This window comes from bacterium, from assembly GCA_030685015.1.
Lineage (GTDB): Bacteria > CAIWAD01 > CAIWAD01 > CAIWAD01 > CAIWAD01 > CAIWAD01.
In genome coordinates this window covers 39,776-57,108 of sequence record JAUXWS010000041.1, presented here as the reverse complement: position 1 = coordinate 57,108, position 17,333 = coordinate 39,776, and the positions used below count along the sequence as shown (strand labels likewise).

The 17,333-nt window shown below is 68.4% G+C and carries 20 protein-coding genes, 2 tRNA genes and 1 pseudogene; 2 read left to right on the top strand and 21 right to left on the bottom strand.

The genetic code is table 11. The features are described 5' to 3' along the window. Positions 1–15: 15 nt before the first annotated feature. The 17 genes and pseudogenes from Q8O14_04975 to Q8O14_04895 all read right to left on the bottom strand — a co-directional run bounded on the left by Q8O14_04975 (position 16) and on the right by Q8O14_04895 (position 11,470). A complete protein-coding gene (locus Q8O14_04975) occupies positions 16–684 on the bottom strand; it encodes an epimerase (protein MDP2360089.1) in 669 nt (222 codons plus the stop codon). 146 nt (positions 685–830) lie between these two features. Then, positions 831–1,151 carry a quaternary ammonium compound efflux SMR transporter SugE gene (sugE, locus tag Q8O14_04970; protein ID MDP2360088.1) on the bottom strand — a complete coding sequence of 107 codons (321 nt, stop codon included), beginning with the start codon at positions 1,149–1,151 and terminating at the stop codon, positions 831–833. A 14-nt stretch (positions 1,152–1,165) separates the two neighbouring features. Next, the gene (locus tag Q8O14_04965) at positions 1,166–2,026 is read right to left on the bottom strand and encodes a DUF2177 family protein (GenBank protein MDP2360087.1); all 861 of its coding nucleotides are present in this window, start codon (positions 2,024–2,026) and stop codon (positions 1,166–1,168) included. A 195-nt stretch (positions 2,027–2,221) separates the two neighbouring features. After that, a complete protein-coding gene (locus tag Q8O14_04960) occupies positions 2,222–2,365 on the bottom strand; it encodes a hypothetical protein (GenBank protein ID MDP2360086.1) in 144 nt (47 codons plus the stop codon). A gap of 53 nt (positions 2,366–2,418) precedes the next feature. After that, positions 2,419–3,864: a hypothetical protein gene (locus Q8O14_04955; GenBank protein MDP2360085.1), complete on the bottom strand. Its 1,446-nt coding sequence runs from the start codon at positions 3,862–3,864 to the stop codon at positions 2,419–2,421. A 65-nt stretch (positions 3,865–3,929) separates the two neighbouring features. Continuing rightward, positions 3,930–4,982, bottom strand: coding sequence for a hypothetical protein (locus tag Q8O14_04950; GenBank protein ID MDP2360084.1), 1,053 nt, complete (start codon positions 4,980–4,982; stop codon positions 3,930–3,932). A gap of 34 nt (positions 4,983–5,016) precedes the next feature. Next, complete coding sequence (locus Q8O14_04945; GenBank protein MDP2360083.1) at positions 5,017–5,511, bottom strand: O-acetyl-ADP-ribose deacetylase; 495 nt, start codon at positions 5,509–5,511, stop codon at positions 5,017–5,019. Positions 5,512–5,622: 111 nt separating this feature from the next. Continuing rightward, positions 5,623–6,384: pseudogene (locus Q8O14_04940) on the bottom strand (DUF1932 domain-containing protein). Positions 6,385–6,448: 64 nt separating this feature from the next. Continuing rightward, the gene (locus Q8O14_04935) at positions 6,449–6,832 is read right to left on the bottom strand and encodes a DoxX family protein (GenBank protein MDP2360082.1); all 384 of its coding nucleotides are present in this window, start codon (positions 6,830–6,832) and stop codon (positions 6,449–6,451) included. 165 nt (positions 6,833–6,997) lie between these two features. After that, the gene (locus tag Q8O14_04930; GenBank protein ID MDP2360081.1) at positions 6,998–7,438 is read right to left on the bottom strand and encodes a C-GCAxxG-C-C family protein; all 441 of its coding nucleotides are present in this window, start codon (positions 7,436–7,438) and stop codon (positions 6,998–7,000) included. A 297-nt stretch (positions 7,439–7,735) separates the two neighbouring features. Next, on the bottom strand, positions 7,736–7,939 hold the full coding sequence (locus Q8O14_04925; GenBank protein ID MDP2360080.1) for a hypothetical protein: 204 nt from the start codon (positions 7,937–7,939) through the stop codon (positions 7,736–7,738). Between the two features lie 208 nt (positions 7,940–8,147). Further along, positions 8,148–8,221, bottom strand: a tRNA-Asp gene (locus Q8O14_04920). Between the two features lie 5 nt (positions 8,222–8,226). Beyond that, positions 8,227–8,300: transfer RNA gene (locus Q8O14_04915), tRNA-Val, on the bottom strand. Next, positions 8,291–8,491, bottom strand: coding sequence for a DUF3098 domain-containing protein (locus Q8O14_04910; GenBank protein ID MDP2360079.1), 201 nt, complete (start codon positions 8,489–8,491; stop codon positions 8,291–8,293). The genes Q8O14_04915 and Q8O14_04910 overlap by 10 nt, the downstream gene beginning before the upstream one ends. Positions 8,492–8,595: 104 nt before the next feature. Continuing rightward, complete coding sequence (locus Q8O14_04905; GenBank protein ID MDP2360078.1) at positions 8,596–9,369, bottom strand: hypothetical protein; 774 nt, start codon at positions 9,367–9,369, stop codon at positions 8,596–8,598. 7 nt (positions 9,370–9,376) lie between these two features. Further along, positions 9,377–10,930 (bottom strand): aldehyde dehydrogenase family protein, encoded by a 1,554-nt coding sequence (locus Q8O14_04900; protein MDP2360077.1) that lies wholly within the window; start codon positions 10,928–10,930, stop codon positions 9,377–9,379. Between the two features lie 84 nt (positions 10,931–11,014). Further along, positions 11,015–11,470, bottom strand: coding sequence for a transposase (locus Q8O14_04895; protein ID MDP2360076.1), 456 nt, complete (start codon positions 11,468–11,470; stop codon positions 11,015–11,017). 314 nt (positions 11,471–11,784) lie between these two features. Between Q8O14_04895 and Q8O14_04890 the strand changes: the two genes are divergently transcribed. Further along, entirely contained in the window at positions 11,785–12,570 is a 786-nt protein-coding gene (locus Q8O14_04890; GenBank protein MDP2360075.1) for an SDR family oxidoreductase, read from the top strand. Here the strand turns inward: Q8O14_04890 and Q8O14_04885 are convergent. Beyond that, the gene (locus tag Q8O14_04885) at positions 12,567–12,923 is read right to left on the bottom strand and encodes a hypothetical protein (protein ID MDP2360074.1); all 357 of its coding nucleotides are present in this window, start codon (positions 12,921–12,923) and stop codon (positions 12,567–12,569) included. The genes Q8O14_04890 and Q8O14_04885 overlap by 4 nt on opposite strands. Positions 12,924–13,003: 80 nt before the next feature. On the opposite strand from Q8O14_04885, the gene Q8O14_04880 reads away from it, so the two are divergent. Further along, entirely contained in the window at positions 13,004–13,216 is a 213-nt protein-coding gene (locus tag Q8O14_04880; protein MDP2360073.1) for a zinc ribbon domain-containing protein, read from the top strand. Between the two features lie 27 nt (positions 13,217–13,243). Here the strand turns inward: Q8O14_04880 and Q8O14_04875 are convergent, their stop codons facing one another. From Q8O14_04875 to mutY, 3 genes are all read right to left on the bottom strand, one after another. Then, the gene (locus Q8O14_04875) at positions 13,244–15,745 is read right to left on the bottom strand and encodes a prolyl oligopeptidase family serine peptidase (protein ID MDP2360072.1); all 2,502 of its coding nucleotides are present in this window, start codon (positions 15,743–15,745) and stop codon (positions 13,244–13,246) included. Between the two features lie 90 nt (positions 15,746–15,835). Then, positions 15,836–16,207: a hypothetical protein gene (locus tag Q8O14_04870; protein ID MDP2360071.1), complete on the bottom strand. Its 372-nt coding sequence runs from the start codon at positions 16,205–16,207 to the stop codon at positions 15,836–15,838. Next, complete coding sequence (gene mutY, locus Q8O14_04865) at positions 16,204–17,331, bottom strand: A/G-specific adenine glycosylase (protein ID MDP2360070.1); 1,128 nt, start codon at positions 17,329–17,331, stop codon at positions 16,204–16,206. Before mutY ends, Q8O14_04870 begins: the two co-directional genes overlap by 4 nt. Between the last annotated feature and the right edge of the window lie 2 nt (positions 17,332–17,333).

Below are 17,333 nucleotides of genomic sequence, written 5' to 3'. Positions count from 1 at the left end.
GGGAGTCCGTCTCCTTCATTGTCCCCCCGCCGCCTGGATGTCGCGGGCTTCCAGCACCGGGCCGGGCCAGCCCTTGCCGGCCACCTTGATCATGGCGCGCCCCAGGCTGGCGCTGGTGCAGATCTGGTTTGGAAACAGCCGCCGCAGGAGCGGGAAAAGGGGCATCATCATGGTGATGAGGGCCTGGTAGAGCCGGGTACGCGAACGCACCCCGCGCAGCGGCTGGATGAGACCCGCTCGGAACATGAAGGCTGAGGGGAAGGGCATGGCCAGCAGCCGATTCTCGGTGCGGCCCTTGACCCGCGCCCACATCATCCGGCCCCGCTCACTGGAGTCCGTGCCCTGGCCCGACACATAGCAGAAGACAAGGCCGGGGTTGGCGACCAGGAGGGCTTCGGCCACCGCCAGGGTGAGATCATGGGTGAGGCGCGTGTAGGCCGCCTCGTCCAGTCCGGCCGCGGAGACGCCCAGGCAGAAGAAGCAGGCGTCGAGGTCGGCCAGCCTGTCCCCGGCGTCGGACCAGTCGAAGAAGTCCTCCCGCAGCCATTCCCGCAGCTTGCCGTGGGTCAGGCCGCAGGGGCGCCGGCCCACCGCCAGCACGGATTCCACCCGCGGGTCGTCCAGGCATTCCAGCAGGACACCCATGCCCACCATGCCGGAGGCGCCGAAGAGGATCACTCGCACGATGGGGCTCTCCTTCGTTGTCTGTGATCGTCGGCCGGACATCCCCGACGGGGATGTCCGCCTTGTCCCAGGGTCGACGCCGCGGGAGGCTCCCCTCGCGCCGAGTCTGGTGGCGTCCACCCTGGGCCTGATGGATCATCGTGTGCTCAGGAGGGGGTCAGCAGCTTGAGGCCGACGATGCCCGCCAGGATGAGTCCCACACACGCCAGACGACCAGGGTGGGCTGATTCCCGCAGCAACAGGATGCCCAGGATGACCGTGCCCGCCGCGCCGATGCCGGTCCACGCGGCATCGGCCGTGTCCACGGGAAGCGAGCGCACGGCCAAGCCGATCAGGCCCATGCTGAGGATCATCGCCACCAGGGTCGCCACCGTTGGCCGCAAACGGGAGAATCCGTCCGTGTCCTTCAGGCGGATGGCCCAGACAATCTCGAACAGTCCCGCCAGTAACAGCATGGTCCAGGCCATGTCCTCCCTCCCCTCTACGTGCCTGCCCGCACCCACCGCCTGGCCAGCAGGATGATGGCCAGCAGCCACAGCAGGACCACTCCGGCCGCCACCCAGCGGCCGCCCCGGGCCAAGGTCGGCTCTCCGGCGCCCGCGCGCGCCCGGCACTCGACCAACACCCACGGTGGCACCATGCGGGAAGCCAGCCACAGGCCTAAGGGCACCAACAGCAAATCGTCCAGATGCCCCAGCACGGGGATGACGTCGGGAACGAGATCAATGGGGCTTGCCGCATAGGCCAGGGTCAGGATCAGCACCAACCTGGGCGCCCGCGGCGTGCCGGGATGCCGAGAAACCAGGATCCAGACATCCAGCTCCCGGCGGAGCCGTCCGCCCCAAACCGCCAACCGGAATGCTGGCCTCACGACTGCGGTCGGCTTCGTCATGAATGGGATCCCACCACCACCCCGACAGCCAGGGAACCAGTCCTTGCCCCATGCCACGCGGGATCCAAAGAGGTGGCCGACCGCGCTGGCGGAGCCCGTCAGGATCATGCCCCAGCAGAGGTCCACCTCGGTGAGCGCCACCGGCCAGTTCTTCAGCACGGCCTGGCGGGTGAGATCGAAGGCTGCGTAGGTGACCACGCCAAAGAAGGCGCCACGCAAAATGGTCGACTTCAAGGTGCCGGCGGCCAGCCCCGGCTGGATGACGAAGACGAGGATGCCGGCCACGAAGAGCAGGTAGAAGAGGAGGGCCGCGGTCCAGTTGGGGCTGTCGGCCATGAGGAAGCCGATCTGGCGGTGGTGGAAGCCCTTGGCCACCACGCCCAGCCAGAGCAGGTCCAAGGCAAGGAAGGCGGCGAAGGCGCCTCCGTAGACCTTCAACCAGAAGGTCATGTCTTGGCTCCTTTCAATGGCTCTTCTCCTCCCACTGCGCCAGCAACCACTCCGCGGCGGCCCAGCCACTGCGGGCGCATCCTTCGCCCGCGCCGCCGCCAGACAGGGCTCGCCGGCCTGTGTCTCCAATCGTCGGCGCATCTCAGGCTCCACGGGCACCCCTTCACGCCGTTTCCGTCGAGCCGTCACCTCCCATCACCGGATGTAGAGCAAGCGCCGCGTCCTGGTCACGCCCCCGCTCTCCGCCACCGCGAAGTAAAGCCCGCCGCCCTGGCTTCCAGGCCGCCAGACAAAGACGTGCTCCCCTGCCGGCAGGGCGCCGTCATGAAGTTGGGCCATGGTGCGCCCGGCCAGATCAACCACACGCAGCCTCGCCGCCTGGGGGGTGGGCATCACAAGGCGAATGGTGGTGCCAGGATTGAAGGGATTGGGGACGGGAGCCTCCAGCCGGAAGGCCGCCGGTCGCGTGGTGTGGGACAGGTCCGCGAAGGCCAGGTCCCAGGCGCACTCCCCGCCTCCATCGTTCCAGACGTCCGTGCCGTCCGTGACTTCAAGATGCAGGACGATGTCCTCCGCCAGGGCGGCAGGATCGATTCCCGACGCGGCCGCAGGCCAGATGGCGGTGGAGACGGTCCCGTTCCACACCTCCTGCCCATTGACCCGCAAGGATACGCCGAGGGGGTGCCCTTCGCCGTTGAATAGTTGCAGCCCACATCGCCCGCGTTCCAGTCCACCATGAAACCGGTGACCGCTCCCGGCAGGTGGCCCAGGTCGTCCACCGTGCCGCAGGGGGAGGCTTCGCCGGTCAGGGGCGCCACCCAGACGACGGCGGCTCGGCAGATGACCGGATCACACTCCGCGCCCACGTCGATGAGACACTCGAGATCGCCCGCCGCCGTCCCGGTGTAGCTTGCCACCACCGTCTGCGATTCCCCCGGCCCCAGGCTGTAGGCATTGTTGTCCAGCTCCAGCCCGGGGCAGTCGGCCGTGGCGGCGCCCGTCAACATGCCGCTCCCCGCGTTCGTCACCGTGAAGCTGCCGCTGCGCAAACCGCCGGCCAGCAGCACGCCCAGGTCGATCAGGCCCGGCTCCACTTCGCAGCGGGGAGCCGGCGCGGGCAACCAGGCGGCACCGCCCGTGTTGTGATGGTCGGGAAAGGGCTGGGTGAAGGCTGTCCACGGTCCTCCCGCCACAAGATCCCAGGCATATAGCGGCACGCCGTCGTCCCCGCGCGTGGCGGCCAGGTAGACCACGCCGTTGCCCACGGCCAGCGCCCGGCCCTGGCTGTTCACCGCGGGAATGGGTCCGGCGATGGGCGTGATGGCGCCGCTGGTGGGATCAATGGAATGAAGGCCGCTGGGCGAGCCGTACTCGGTGTAACCGTAAAGCAGGCCATCGGCGGGGTTGAAATCCAGCGCGAAATAGCGGTAGCCCGGGCTGCTGAGATCGACGGCGAGGGCGGCCTGGCCGGTGGCCGGGTCGATGGTGTAGATCCCCATGGGGCTGGCGAAGTTGGCGAAGCCGTAGAGGGTGCCGTTGCCGTAGCCCAGCCCGTGCAGGTCCACCCCGGCGTTGCACAGGTATTCGGCGGGTCCGTCTGGCCGGAAGCGATGGATCTGCGTTGTGAAGGGGCCGCGACACGCGTAGATGGTGCCATCGGGCGCGGCGGCGAGGCCATTCACCTCGAAGGCGGGATGGCTGGTCCAGGTGACCGCGGGAAAGCCGGCCAGGTCGCTGGATTTCACGGGAAGGGTCTCATCCTCCAAGCCGACAAAGAGCCGGCCCCAGCCGGGCAGAACGAGGGCGAGCATCAGGGAGATCATGATTTGATGGCGCATGGGATCCTCCTGTCCTGTTCAAGGGGTTGCCGGGGCGCGACGCGGCCTGCGGGTCGGGCCACGCCTCAGTCGCACAAGGCTCCGGCAAAGACTTTCGCGTTGTACATCAGCTCCGTGATGCGGCCGCCATCGCCTCGGTTGTGGATGCTCGCCCAGTCCACGCTGCCGTCGCCGAAGAAGAGGAAGACCTTGTCGCCGGCCAACCGGTAGCGCCCCGCGTCCGGGTCGCCGCTGGTCGCCCCCAGGCCGGACACATCCGCCGTGGTCACGGAGAAGGAGCTTTCGCTGCGGGTGCAGAAGCCGCCCTGCCCGTCGAACCAGACGCGGCGCGTCGTGCTGTAGGATCCACTGGAGCTGGAGGATCCCGACCAGGAGCAGAAGCGTCCCTGGAGCAACCCGGTCTCCGCCTCGACCAGTCGTGTGAAGCGGGTTTCCCGGCCGTTGTGCTGAAGCAGAAGCGCCGCGCCGTCGAGCTGGAAGGGCAGGTCAAGCGCGCCCTCGCTTGTCTGGACCAGCAGACGATTGCCCTCGCGGCGATATGCGGCCCGCTCCCCGTCGAAGACCAGCTGATCATCACTGAGGAAGACGGCGATGGAAATGGCCTCGGGACCTTGGTGCTCCCAGATCCCGAGCAGGCCCTGGCCGCTGGCGCCTCCGGCCACGCCGCCCGCCTGCATCCCGGTGGTGGGGACTGCCGCCACGGGAGGCGGGTTGGCCGGCGCCGCACGGGATATCTGGCTCCGCCGGAACGAGATCTCGTCCATCTGGTCGGGCAGGGGCACGCCATTGGGATCAGCGGCGATCAAGGTCAGCAGAAGTCCTTCCGCCCCTACCTCCGCCTGGAAGTAGCCGACCAGATCCGGCGTGAGACAGACCCCCATCCCCACCTCTTCCTCGACCACGCCGTCCAGCTGCAGCGGCCCATCCAGATAGCCGCCCAGGCTGCCGGCCAGGGTGCCGTCGGTGGCTTCGGTCAACTCCAGGAGCAGATTCCTGCCATTGGCCGTGGCCGCGTAGTGCCCCGAAATCCCGGCCGCCGCGCTGCCCGCGGCAAGCAGGAGGGCCAGCATGGCCGTCAACCAGCCCCGTTCTCCACTCCGCCATCGCTTGTGTGTCATCCCAAGCCCCTCCCGTCTGACAGCCGCCGCTTGTTCATTCGAGCAGGCGGCGGTAGATCTCTTCGTCTTCGTCCGAGTAACAGCAGAAGATGATCTCGCTCACGGCGGGGAACTCCCGCTGCGACCGGCGCGCACTCTCCACGGCGATGCGGGCCGCCGGTTCGTGCGGATAGCTGAAGACCCCCGTGCTGATGCATGGGAAGGCCAGGCGGCGCACCCCGGTGAGAGCGGCCACTTCGATGCTGTTGCGGTAGCAGGCAGAGAGCAAGGCCGCCTCGCCGGCGTCGCCGCCCTGCCAGACAGGGCCCACCGTGTGGATCACCAAGTGGCAGGGCAGGTTGTAGCCGTAAGTGACCCTCGCCTCGCCCGTCTCGCATCCGCCCAGCAGACGGCACTCCTCCAGCAGCTGCGGTCCGGCGGCGCGATGGATCGCCCCGTCCACGCCGCCGCCGCCCAGCAGCAGGATGTTGGCGGCGTTGACGATGGCGTCCACCGCCAGGGTCGTGATGTCGCCGCGGACCACGCGCAGAACCCCGCCGCAACGCCCCGCCTCCTCAGTCCCACATCCTTTCAGGACATGCAACACGGCCTCCAGGGCGGGCGGCTCGGCGGCCTCCTTGAAGGGGGCGAGACGTTGGTAGAGCTCGGCGGCGGCCTCGTGGAAACCGCCGGGCAATCCGGCCGCCGTGAAGGTGGCGGCGATCTCCTCCATCTCCCCCGCGAAGCGCCAGGCCTTGCCCGTGACACGCCGGAGTCGCTGGTGGATGCGCGTCGGGCTGTCCGGCTGCTCCCGCGTCCATTGCGCCTCCAGCTCGCGCCGCACACCCAGCGCCTCGGCCGCCGCGACCACGGCGCAAAGCAGGGCTGTCCCGCCTTTGGTATTGGCGGCGTAGCACATCTTGAGGGCGGAGGCGCGGCCGGGCTCCGGTCCGATCACCTCGCACTCCAGGGGTCCGGCGGCGAAGCAGTCCGCCACGTCCGCAGCGGCCGCCCCGGACAGGTAGAGCCACGTGGCGCCGGGCTCCCAGGCGGGACCACCGATGATGCCGCCATCCACGAAGGCGATGCCCGCCTCTGCCATCCGTCGCCCGATCTGTCTGGCCCGCTCGGGCGAGATGGCATTGCAATCCGCGTAGAGGCCGCGGAAGGACGTGGCGCGCACCGCCTCCGCCACTTCTGCGGCGGCGTGGGGCGGGCAACCACTGATGATCAGCTGGCAGGCCGCGCCGAGCTGCTCCAGGCTCCCATGTTCGACCAGGCCGTGGGCCTCCGCCCGTTCCCGTGTACGTGGGCCGCGTCCCGCCGACACCCAGTGGACAACATGCCCGTTCCTCCGGGCGGCGGCGGCCAGCGAGATTCCCATGGCGCCGGGATGCAGGATGCCGATGTGGCGGCGAGTCATGCCGGGTACCTCCTGTCATACTCTCGTGCCCGATGGCGATCGAGCGGCGGCGGGGGCGCCGGCCTCAGGCCTTGTCCACGCCCCATTTCACGGCGCCACGACAGGCGATGTAAAGAAAGACGAAGCTGTAGAGAGCCGCCAGCTCGCCTTTGTTGATCACCGGCAGGAAGGCCTCGCCGAACTGGAACTGCCAGTGGAACTGGATGTAGGCCACGGCCATGGTGCCGCTGGCGAGGAAGGCCGCCCAACGGGTCTGCCAGCCGATGAGGATGGCCAGGCCGGCCACCAGCTCGATGAAGCCGCCCAGCCACAACTGGCTGCCCATGGGCGGCTGGAGTTCGCTGAGCAGGCCGAGCACCTTCTGCACGCCGTGGAAGAGGAACATGAAGGCGGCCACGATGCGGAGCAGGGCGTAGGCATGGTCGGCGTAACGCTCGAGCGCTTTCATCGTGATGTCTCCTTGTGAATTGTGTTGCTGATTCTGGTGGTGACGGCCGTGTCGGGGGACGGCAGAGCATACCAAGCGTCCGCCACATGTCCCATGGCCGAACCCGATGGAAGGAAAACCGGCGGAGCCGGTGGACGGAGGACGTGGCAGCGACGGACGCGCGGGTCACCCCTGGGCGAGTTCGTCCTCCAGGATTTCCACCGCGATCCGCACCACCGGTTCGCAGATGCTGGCGAAGCGGTCCTCCGCGCGGGCCTTCGCCAAGCCATCCGGCGAGCACAGGTCGCAACCAAGGATCTCCGGGCAATCCAAGGACCCCGCCCGTTCACGAAACCGGCGCATGAACTCTTCCACCGCCGCGAAGACCGGCTCACGGCCTTCCTTTGTGACACAGGCCTCGCCGCCCAGGACCAGCCCCAGCACCAGGACAGCGCCGCTGGCCGCGCCGCAGAGGCCGCCCTGGTGCATACCGCCGCCCAGCCCGGCGGCCAGCCGCGCGGCCAGGGCCGGATCCAGTCCCTGCTCTACCGCCCAGGCAAGCAGGACGGCCTGGGAACAGGCATGCCCGCCCTGGAACAGCTGCACGGCGTGATCGGCGCGGCTCATGGTGCCTCCCCCTGCTGCATCGGACCGGCTCAAAGCTCTTTGCCTATGGCGAAGGCCTTCTCCAGGAACGGCCCCACTTCGTGGAATTGTCCAGTGAAGACGACGAGCTCCAGCTGGTCGATGTCCGGACGCCCGGGCGGCTTGAGCATCGCCTCGTCGACCTTGCGGGGACAACATCTATCCAGGCAGGGTCACGCACAAGCCCGATCACCCACAGGCATGCGGTCCCCGGCCATGGCGACCGGGCCGGGAAGCTGACGGAACGCGCGCGGTCCTGGGCCGGGACCGCATCACCGGTTAGCGCTGCTGGCGGTACTGATGCTGGCGGTAATTCTTCCAGCACTTGCTGGTCAACTTCCAGATGTCGTCGTAGTCGTTGGGCAGGCGCCCGGGCCGCCGCCGGCCCCGGGTGCGGACACGGACTCCCGCGTCGTTCCAGATCGAGCCGAAACAGGTGGCCCGTTCACGGTGAGTGCGCGGGTTGCGGAAGTAGACGGTCATGTCGGCCTCCATCAACTGTGCAGTTAATGGAAGCCACTGGTCTCCGCGGCCCTTGCCTGTCTGTGATTCATGTGTCCGCCCGCACTTGATGGCTATGACTTCATCCGAGCGTCAACGGGCCCGCGGTCGACTAATCAAATGCATTGAGCTGGAGACGAAGATTCCTGACCATTGTGAAAAAGCCCCCGACGGGCGGGGGCTGGAGGAACGGACCGGACGAGACTCGAACTCGCAACTTCCAGCGTGACAGGCTGGCGCTCTAACCGATTGAACTACCGGTCCGACAATGGGCGATACTGGGCTCGAACCAGTGACCCCCTGCGTGTAAAGCAGGTGCTCTGACCAACTGAGCTAATCGCCCTTGCTCCGGACAAGAATGGATGCCGGCAGCACGACCAGGTAGGCCAGCATCAGCAGCAGGGGCGACAGGGTCAAAGAGACGAACCCGTCATGGGGACCCTGGGCGGCACAGATGAAGCCAACGGCCAGCAGTGCGCAGCCCGCCAGGAACAGCAGGTAATTGGTCCTGCCGAAGGGCATGTCGCTCTTCATTTGCCTCACCTCGGGTCACGAAGCCCCAAGAGTATCTTCTCCCTCGCAACATGTCAAGGGATGGCGGCGACGGCTGGACGTGCGGTGGGACGGGCCGCGGGCTCTCACTCCTCCAGGTCCAGCAGGTCCCAGGCACGGCCCAGGTCGCGGGCGGAGGGGGTGAGCAGCATGCCGCGGACGACCCGGATGCGCAGGCCCTGTTCCCGGGCGGCGCGCACCTCGGCCTCGCCCACCAGGCGCCCCACCGGCAGATGGCCGGGTCCCTGGCCGCTGCGCCCGGCTGTCAGCAAGCGGGCCATGTCGCCATCCTGTATGCGAAGGGCTGTGGCATCGTCCGTATCCAGATGGAGTTCCAGATCGTAGTCGGCGGAGACGCGCACGAAGACTTCGCCCAGGATGCCATCGCGCACGGCCTCCCGCAGATCCGTCCGCTGGTGGCTGCGCACGGCGCAAACCACGCGATCGCCATCCAGCAGGCCCAGACGCCGGGCGTTGTCCGCTGAGCACTCCAGACGGCGCGTCAGGCTGATCACGCCTTGCGCCAGCTCCAGGTGGCCGCACGGTCCGATGAGGGTGACACGGGGCGCGCCCTCCACGTCCCCGCTGTGGCGCACCGGCGGTTCCAGGCCAAGCTGGCGCGCCAGTCCCAGCGGGCACTCCAGGCGGGCCGGCTCCTGGGGAGGTCCCACCACGGGAATGCCGGACAGGCGACCCAGCGCCGTGGCGGCGGCCACTTCCTGCCGCGCCAGGAAGCCCGCCTGCAAACCCAGCGACGCTGCGAACTCCAGCCGGGCGTCCTCTCCGAAGAGCCGGACGACGTGCTCCCGGCCAAGAAAGGCCCGCGGGCCGATGACGCGGATGCGGGGGTGGAGGCTCACCGGCTGATCAGCCCTTGAATTCCTTGACGATGCGGTCGATCTCCTCGTCGCTCATCCCGCTTTTGCCGTACTGGGGCGCTTCGGTGCGCGAAGCGGTGGTTGTCGTTGCACCGGCGGCCTTCTCGGCGTTGGCCCGGGCGACCTCCTCCCTGGGCCGGTAGCGGTATTGCTCGTCGTAACCCCACTTGGTGGCGGCGCCCGGGGTGGCGCCCTCCAGGGGATTGGTCTCCCAGGCGACGCGCTTGATGTTGACGAGGTTGAGCGGCCCCACGTTGTCGCTGGTGATGCTGCCGCCCCAGGTGCCCGGACCCAGGGTCATGCTGGGTGTCAGGCCGGTCGTGTAGCCGATGGCGCCGTGGGTGGCCGGCGAGTTGACGATGATGCGGAAGGCCGGCTTGTGCAGTCCGAACTCCATCACGATGTCGGGATCCAGGCAGTGGATGGCGAAGGTGTGCCCCACGCCGCCGTACTCGAGGATGCGCACGCTGAGGTCGCAGCCGGACTTCCAGCCGTCCACCACGTAGAAGCCAAGCACGGGGCTGAGCTTCTCGCAGGAGAGGGGATCCTTCACGCCCACCTCGTCCAGCAGGACGACCAGGGCGCGCACGGCGGGCGGCACCTTGATCCCGGCCAGGCCGCCGATGTGTTGCGGGCTGCGCCCCACGATCTCGGCGTTGATCTTGCCGCGTTTGTCCACCATCACGGCCTGCAGTTTGGCCTTCTCCTCGGCTGTGCAGAAGTGGGCGCCCGCCCGGCGCATCTCCTCCATCAGCTTGCCGGCAATGGGCCGGTCCGCCACCACACTCTGCTCGCTGGCGCAGACGGTGCCCCAATCGAAGCTCTTGCCGGCCACGATGTCGCGCGCCGCCTTGCCCACGTCCGCCGTGCGATCCACATAGGCCGGCACGTTGCCCGGACCCACGCCGTAGGCGGGCTTGCCGGCGCTGTAGGCGGCCCGCACCATGTCGCTGCCGCCGGTGGCCAGGATGACGCTGGTGAGCTTGTGGCGCATCAGCTCCTGGGTACCATCCAGGGTGGGCAGGGTCATGCATTGGACCAGGCTGCGCGGCGCGCCCACGGCGCTGGCGGCGTCGTGCAGCAGGCGGGTGGTCTCCAGGATGCAGCCCCGGGCCTTGGGGTGCGGACTCATCACAATGGCGTTGCGGCTCTTCAGCGAGATGATCGACTTGAAGATGGCCGTCGAGGTGGGATTGGTGCAGGGAATGAGTGCCGCCACGATGCCCATGGGCACGGCGATCTCGTGGATGCGCCGCCGCTCGTCGTGGGCGATGACGCCACAGGTTCTCAGCGGCCCCACGTAGTCCATCAGGTTCTTCGAGCAGAAGACGTTCTTGGTCGTCTTGTCCTCGATGCGGCCGAAGCCCGTTTCCTCGTGGGCCATGCGGGCCAGGCGCTTGGCGTTGTTCAGCGCGGCCGTCGCCATCGCCTGGACGACGCGGTCCACCTGGTCCTGGCTGAAGTGCTTGAACTGGTCGGCGGCGGCACGGGCTGCCGTCAACATCTCCCGGACTTCCTGGATGGAGGCCAGATCACGATCCATGGGATCCTCTTGCTCAGCTTGATGGTCGGCGCGATCAAGGTAGGAAAGGGGCCGGCGGGAGGGGAGCGGAGGGGGGCGTTCTGATCAATCCCAGAGGAAGCGCTCGTCCCAGCGCATGTCGTGCAGGATCAACAAGCGGCGTGCCTCCTCCTGGAAGCCCTGATTGCGGTGGCGGGCCTCCTGTCCGCGAAGGAAGGCGCGGACATCCTCAAGCCGGGAGTGGCTGACGGAGAAGCTGAGGTAGCCGTTCTGCCAAGCGAATCCGCGCTGCACCAATTGGCGGTCCACCAGCCAAAGATGGGAGCAGCGCTTCAACTCCTTGACCCAATCCGCCTGGCTGATGACGCGGCTGAAGCGGGACAGCAGATGGACGTGGTCAGCCGCGCCGCCCACGGCAAGAACGGGGCATCCCAGCCGCCGGGACATGCCGCGCAGGAAACGATGGGTGGCCTGGCGGGTTTCCACGTCCTGGAGAAAGGGCTGGCAACACTTGGTGGAAAAGAGCAAGTGCAGATAGGTGGCGGCAAGCGATTGAGGCATCTCGTCTCCTTGCATGTGCGCCAGGGTGGGCCTGCGGCCGACCCTGGCACCAAGCAACCACCCCTGAGGGGTGGACATCCCGGTACGGGATGTCTCTCTGTCCCAGGGTTGTCTCCAGTCCAAGGGTCTGCGTGAGAACGAAGGGCCAACCCTGGGCGGGTCGCTTGCTCAATATGCCCTCCTTCCATCCGGATCGCCACCATTCCTCTTGGCCTCCATCGGCCCGTGCGCCCCTGCGTCTCACTAGCTTGTCGCCGTCGTCGCCGCCCAGACCACTTGGCCGCCTCATGTCCAATCGACGGAAAGGATCCCGCATGGACAACGCGCCCATCGCCCTCATCACCGGCGGCGCCCGCCGTGTGGGCGCCGCCTACTCGCGCCATCTGGCCACCGCCGGATGGGACGTGCTGCTGCACTGGAGCCGCTCGCGGGAGGATGCCGAGGCTCTGGCCCGGGACCTGGCGCCGGCCCGCGTCACCTTGCTGCAGGCCGACCTGGGCACAAGCACCGGACGCCAGTCACTGACGCGACAGGCGTGGACCCTTCTGGCCGACCGCCCCCTGGACTTGCTCATCCACAACGCGTCTATCTTCCCCCACGCCCGATTGGCCGACTTGGACGACGCGCTGTTTGACGGCCTCTTCGCCCTGCACGTCAAGACTCCGCTTCTGTTGACAAGGGATCTGGCCCCCGCCCTGGCCAAGGCGGGGGGATTGGTGGTCACCATGCTGGACGCCGGAGCGGAGCTGCACTGGCCGGGCTATCTGCCATACGCGCTCAGCAAGCAGGCGCTGGGCCATGCGACGGTGGCCTTGGCCAGGGAGCTGGCTCCTGATGTGCGGGTGAACGGGATCGCGCCGGGCTTCATCCTTCCGCCCGAGAATGCCCCGGAGGCATACCGGCGGGTCGAGGCCTTGCGCCTGACGGCCGGGGTTGGTTCGCCGTCGGAATTGATCCGCGCCCTGGACTACCTGCTGGGAGCCCGTTTCGTCACGGGCGAGATTCTGACGGTGGACGGCGGGCGGCATTGGATCAGACCCCTGGCGTCGACGCCCATGGGAGCGGATCCCCTCGAGGGTCCAAGCCCGAAAAACTCCTAGAAGGGCTTGGTTCGAGCCAGGAAGATCGCCCCCAGGGCCACGGCCCCCACCACGGGTGTCACCCAAGCGCCTCGCAGTCGACCGCCGGCCATCAGGATCTGCAGGGCCAGGAGGATGAGCACAAGGGTCATCTTGACATGAAACCAGCCGTCGGATGCCATGGCGCCACCCGAACGGAAGAGGAGCCCCAGGCCCGTCAACAGGACCAGGGCGAATCCGGGCCAGGCCAGGGCCACCAACAGTCGTCGCTGGGTGGAGGACTGGCCGGGTTGCTCGGGCCCTCGCAGCAGGCCGGCGGCCATCAGCCCGCCCAGCCACAGCATCAAGCCGGCCACGTGCAGGATCCACTCCATCTAAGTCCCTTTCGCTTGGAAATATTTCATGGTGTTTATTATTCTTAGGCCGTGCAGCAGCCAATTGGCAGGAGACCGCAATGCCTCTCTATGTCTACCACTGCCCGGATTGCGGGCGCGAACTGGAACTTCTCCGCCCCGTCTCGCAGCGGGACGATGCGCTCCGCTGTGAGCAGTGCGGCCACGATCGCGTCGTCCGCAGCGGCGCCTCCTTCGCCAGCGCCGTCCACGGTTCACCCCTGCGGGGCGGGGTCGTCACCTCCTCCTGTGGCGGCGGGGGCGGCTTCACCTGAGCCTGAGCCGGTCCGCGGCGCGGACCATCAATCCCCTGGGCGGGCCGCGGAGGCGTCGCCGTCGCCCGCGTCAATCACGCCCTTGAGATAACGGTCGCACCAGGCGATCGTTTCCCAATGCACGTGCCCCACCGTCTCCCTGGCGCGGTAGTCATGCCCCTCGGCCGGCAGGCGGACCAGCCGCACGGTGGCCCCCAGTCCCTTCAGCGCATCGTAGAAGCGGTCGCTCTGCATGGGATAGGTCCCCGAATTGGGATCCTCCATGCCGTGCACCAGCAGAATGGGCCTCGTGATGCGATCCGCGGCGAGAAAGGGGGACATGGCCAGGTAGGTCTCGGGCGCCTCCCACAGATTGCGATCCTCGCCCTGGAAGCCGAAGGGCGTCAAGGTGCGGTTGTAGGCTCCACTGCGGCAGAGGGCCGTGCGGAACAACCCGGTGTGCGCCAGCAGATTGGCCGCCGTGAATGCGCCATAACTGTGGCCGCCGATGGCCAGGCGCGAGGTGTCGATCACGCCCAGGCTGGCCACATGCTCCACGGCGGCGCGGGCGCCGGCCGCCAGTTGTTCCAGATAGGTGTCGTTGGCCTTGGCCCCCTCTTCCCCCAGGATGGGCAGGGTGGGATCCGCCACCACGGCATATCCCTGCGTCAACAGGAAGAGCACCGAGATGCCGGCGGGCCGGCTGAAGGTGAACTCCGACGATGTGACCCGCCCGGCCGCCTCCCGCGACTTGAACTCCCGCGGATAGACCCAGAACAACGCGGGCAGCGGTGGGTCCACCCCGCGACGGTAGCCCGGCGGCAGGTAAAGCGTGGCCGACAGGTCCACCCCGTCGCTCCGCTGGTAGCGCAGGATCTCCTTCTGCAGGCCGGCCAGGACGGGCGCCGGATCCTCGTGGCGGGTCAGTTGCCGCGCCTGGTAATCGCCCGATTCGCGTGGTCGCTTCGCGCCCCGGGCGGGCCGCTCCAGCAGCCAGGTGTTTTCCGGTGTGTCCCGCGACTCGCGGCTGACCAGCAGGCGGTCCCCCTTGTCGTCGAGCATGGCTTGAAGGGACTCGTACCATGGATCGCGGCATTGCCAGATCCGCTCCCGCGCACCATCGCGCAAGGTCATGCGATCCAGGTATGGTCGCACCCCCTCGGGGCCGACTCCCCGTCCGCTCCAATAGATGTGGCGACCATCCGGTGAAAAGCGCAGCACGCTTCGCCCCTGGCTGCTGCGCACCATTTGCGGCCGGCCCGGCTCCGTCCAGGCGTCCTCGCTGTTGCGCTCCAGCAGAAGTGTGCGGCGGCCGGAACGGGGATCCAGCCGCCAGACCCGCTCCCGCCGGTCCTGGTACCAGGATTCCCACATCAGGGCCATGTCGGCACGCCCCCAGGCCAGGCCGGCGAAGCGGTCCTTGAGGCGGCACAGCTCCCGGGGAGCGCCCTCGAAGGGCGCCTCCAGCAGATAGAGCGCGTCTCGCACCGCGGCATCGCGCCGCGCGTCGCCGCCGTCCAGCGCCTCTACCCAGCAGAGCGTGGCCGGCTCGTCGGCGCGCCAATGCACGCCGCGGGGTCCGGGGCGGACGGAGCCGAAGCGGATGGGAACCTCGTCGGCCAAGGGCAGGCGCGCCACGACATGAAGGGGATGTCCGCCGTGGTCCAGGATCAGCGTCTCCTGGGGAAAGTCCCACCAAGGCTGGCTGCGCGACCAGGGGCCGTGCAGGCGCTCGACCAGGAGGAAGCGGCCGTCCGGCGACAGGTCGAAGTCCGTCATGATGGCGGCGTCCATCAATAGCTGAACGCGACCCGCCAGATCAACCTCCACCAGTTCGGCTGCGGCGTGGTACTCGAAGAGGCGCTCGTCGTGGGCGCTGCGGATCAGATAGGGGAAGGTGCGGGATGGTGCGGCCCGACCCTCGTTCGCCAGGATCTCGGGACCTTCGGGCGGCATCGGCGCGGGCGGCGCCCCTCGTCCGGGCGGGATGCGCAGACAGACAAGACCAGCCCCGTCGGGCCGCCAGACGACGGGCTGGGCCATGGCCGCATTCACCCGCAGGTCTCCCAGGAGGCGGCTGCGGCCGTCGGCCGTGTCCGTCACCCATAGCTCCGTGCCCTCGTCCGTGGCTCGACACCAGGCCAGGCGACGGCTGTCCGGCGACCAGCGCAAGCCGAAGGCGCGCAGATCCTCCGGCAACTCCAGATCCCGCCATTCCAGGCTGGCCAGTTCGATGAGCGCCATGCGGTTCACGAAAACCTGGTCCATGCGCGCGCCGGTGGCCGGATTGATGCGCAGCCCGGCCGTCTCCACGGCCGGGGCGGCCAGCTCGGCCACGGAAGGAAGGCCGCGCCTTGTCATCTCCACCGCCCGGGCCTGGTCGCCGGAAAGCGAGAGCACCGGAGGAGGAGGCGCGTCCAGAATGGCGGGGATGGGGTCGGGCGGTTGGCGATAGGTGGACATGGTCTGGGCCGCAAGGTGGCCGGCCCACAAGACGAGCAAGAGCAGGGATGCGGACCTGGCGGTGGGGGTATGGATGAAGCGTCTCATGGCGTCAATATAGGCAGCACAACGGCCGCTCCTTCCCGGCGCGGCACCCGCGGGCGAAGAGGACCGCGAGATGACGGGGCCGACAGGCGGTCAGCGTCCCCAATCCCCCACCACGCCGTCCGCCTGGACGCCGACACTGCTTCCGTTGCAGAGGCAACCCGGCACGACGCGCACCTCCGCCCCGTCCTCCAGCACGCGAATCCAGAGGCGGGCCGCCGTGTTGCCCGAACTAACTGTCACGGAGACGCGCGTCCCTTCGGCGGCGTTGAATGCATGGATCCAGGGCAGCTCCGCCTGCAGCTCCTGATGCAGGCCCCGGCCATCCCGCCAAACCAGCGCGGCGCGGTCCACGCTGCCATCCACCTGGAACTCCACCCGCCGTGGCGCCGGGTCGTCTTCACAGGCGGCGAAGAGCAGGCAGGTCGCCAGTGCCAGCCCACAGGTCGACAGATTCCATTTCATCGTGCCAACTCCTCCAGGATGCGACGATCCCTGGCCGAAAAGGCAAGGGCCTCAGCCTCCTCCGTTTTCAGCCAGCGTAGATCGTCCCCCGCCCCGGCTTGGCAGCCGGCGGGTCCGGGTTCATCCGCCATGTGCATCAGGCGGGCCAGGACTCTTGCCTGGAAGTGGCTGTAGCTGTGTCGGAAGCGCAGCTCCCGACCGTCCGGGAGGGGGCGGCCCCGACCATTCGCCAGCAGGCTCTCCACCGAGGCGTCTAGACGTCCCCAGGCCACGGTGACCTCTTGATCCGAGGCTTGCGCCGACAGCGGGCTCTCCTCGTTGGGCAGCTCCCACATGCCGCGCAGCATGCCGCGGTCCCCCCGGCGGCGGGCCAGCCACCGGCCGGCCTCGTCACGCACGGCCCAGACCAGCACGGCGCGCTGCGCCAGGGGTCCCCGACGCCTGGACCGGGGCAGTTCCTCCTGCCGCCCTGCGGCCCGGGAACGGCAACGCAAGGCCAGCGGGCATTGGCCGCAACGGGGACGACGCGGCAGGCAAAGCGTCGCCCCCAGCTCCATGAGGGCCTCGTTCCACTCGCCGGGCGCCCGTCGGTCCAGCAGAAGGTCGGCGGTCTGCTGGAGGCGCGCCTTCACGGCGGGGCGGGCCGGATCCTCTTCAAGCTCCAACAGACGGCTGAGCACGCGCGCCACGTTGCCGTCCACCGCCGCCAGCGGCAAGCCGAAGGCCAGGCTTCCCACCGCGGCCGCGGTGTATGGCCCAAATCCTGGCAGACGACGCAGCAGGACCGCATCGTCCGGCAGTTGTCCGCCATAATTGCGGGTCAACTCCCGGGCGCAGGCAATCACGTTGCGGGCCCGCGAGTAGTAGCCCAGGCCCGCCCAATGGGCCATCACCTCGTCCTCCGGGGCCGCGGCCAGGGCAACCGGATCCGGGAAGGAGGCCAGGAAGCGTTCGAAATAAGGCCGCACCGTCTCCACCTGGGTCTGTTGCAGCATGATCTCGCTGATCCAGATCCGGTAGGCCGTCCGCTCCCGCCGCCAGGGCAGGTCGCGGGCCACGCCACGGAACCAGGCCCGCACCGCCTCGCGAAGCTCCGTTGAAAGTTCTGTCGGGCTAACTTCCATGG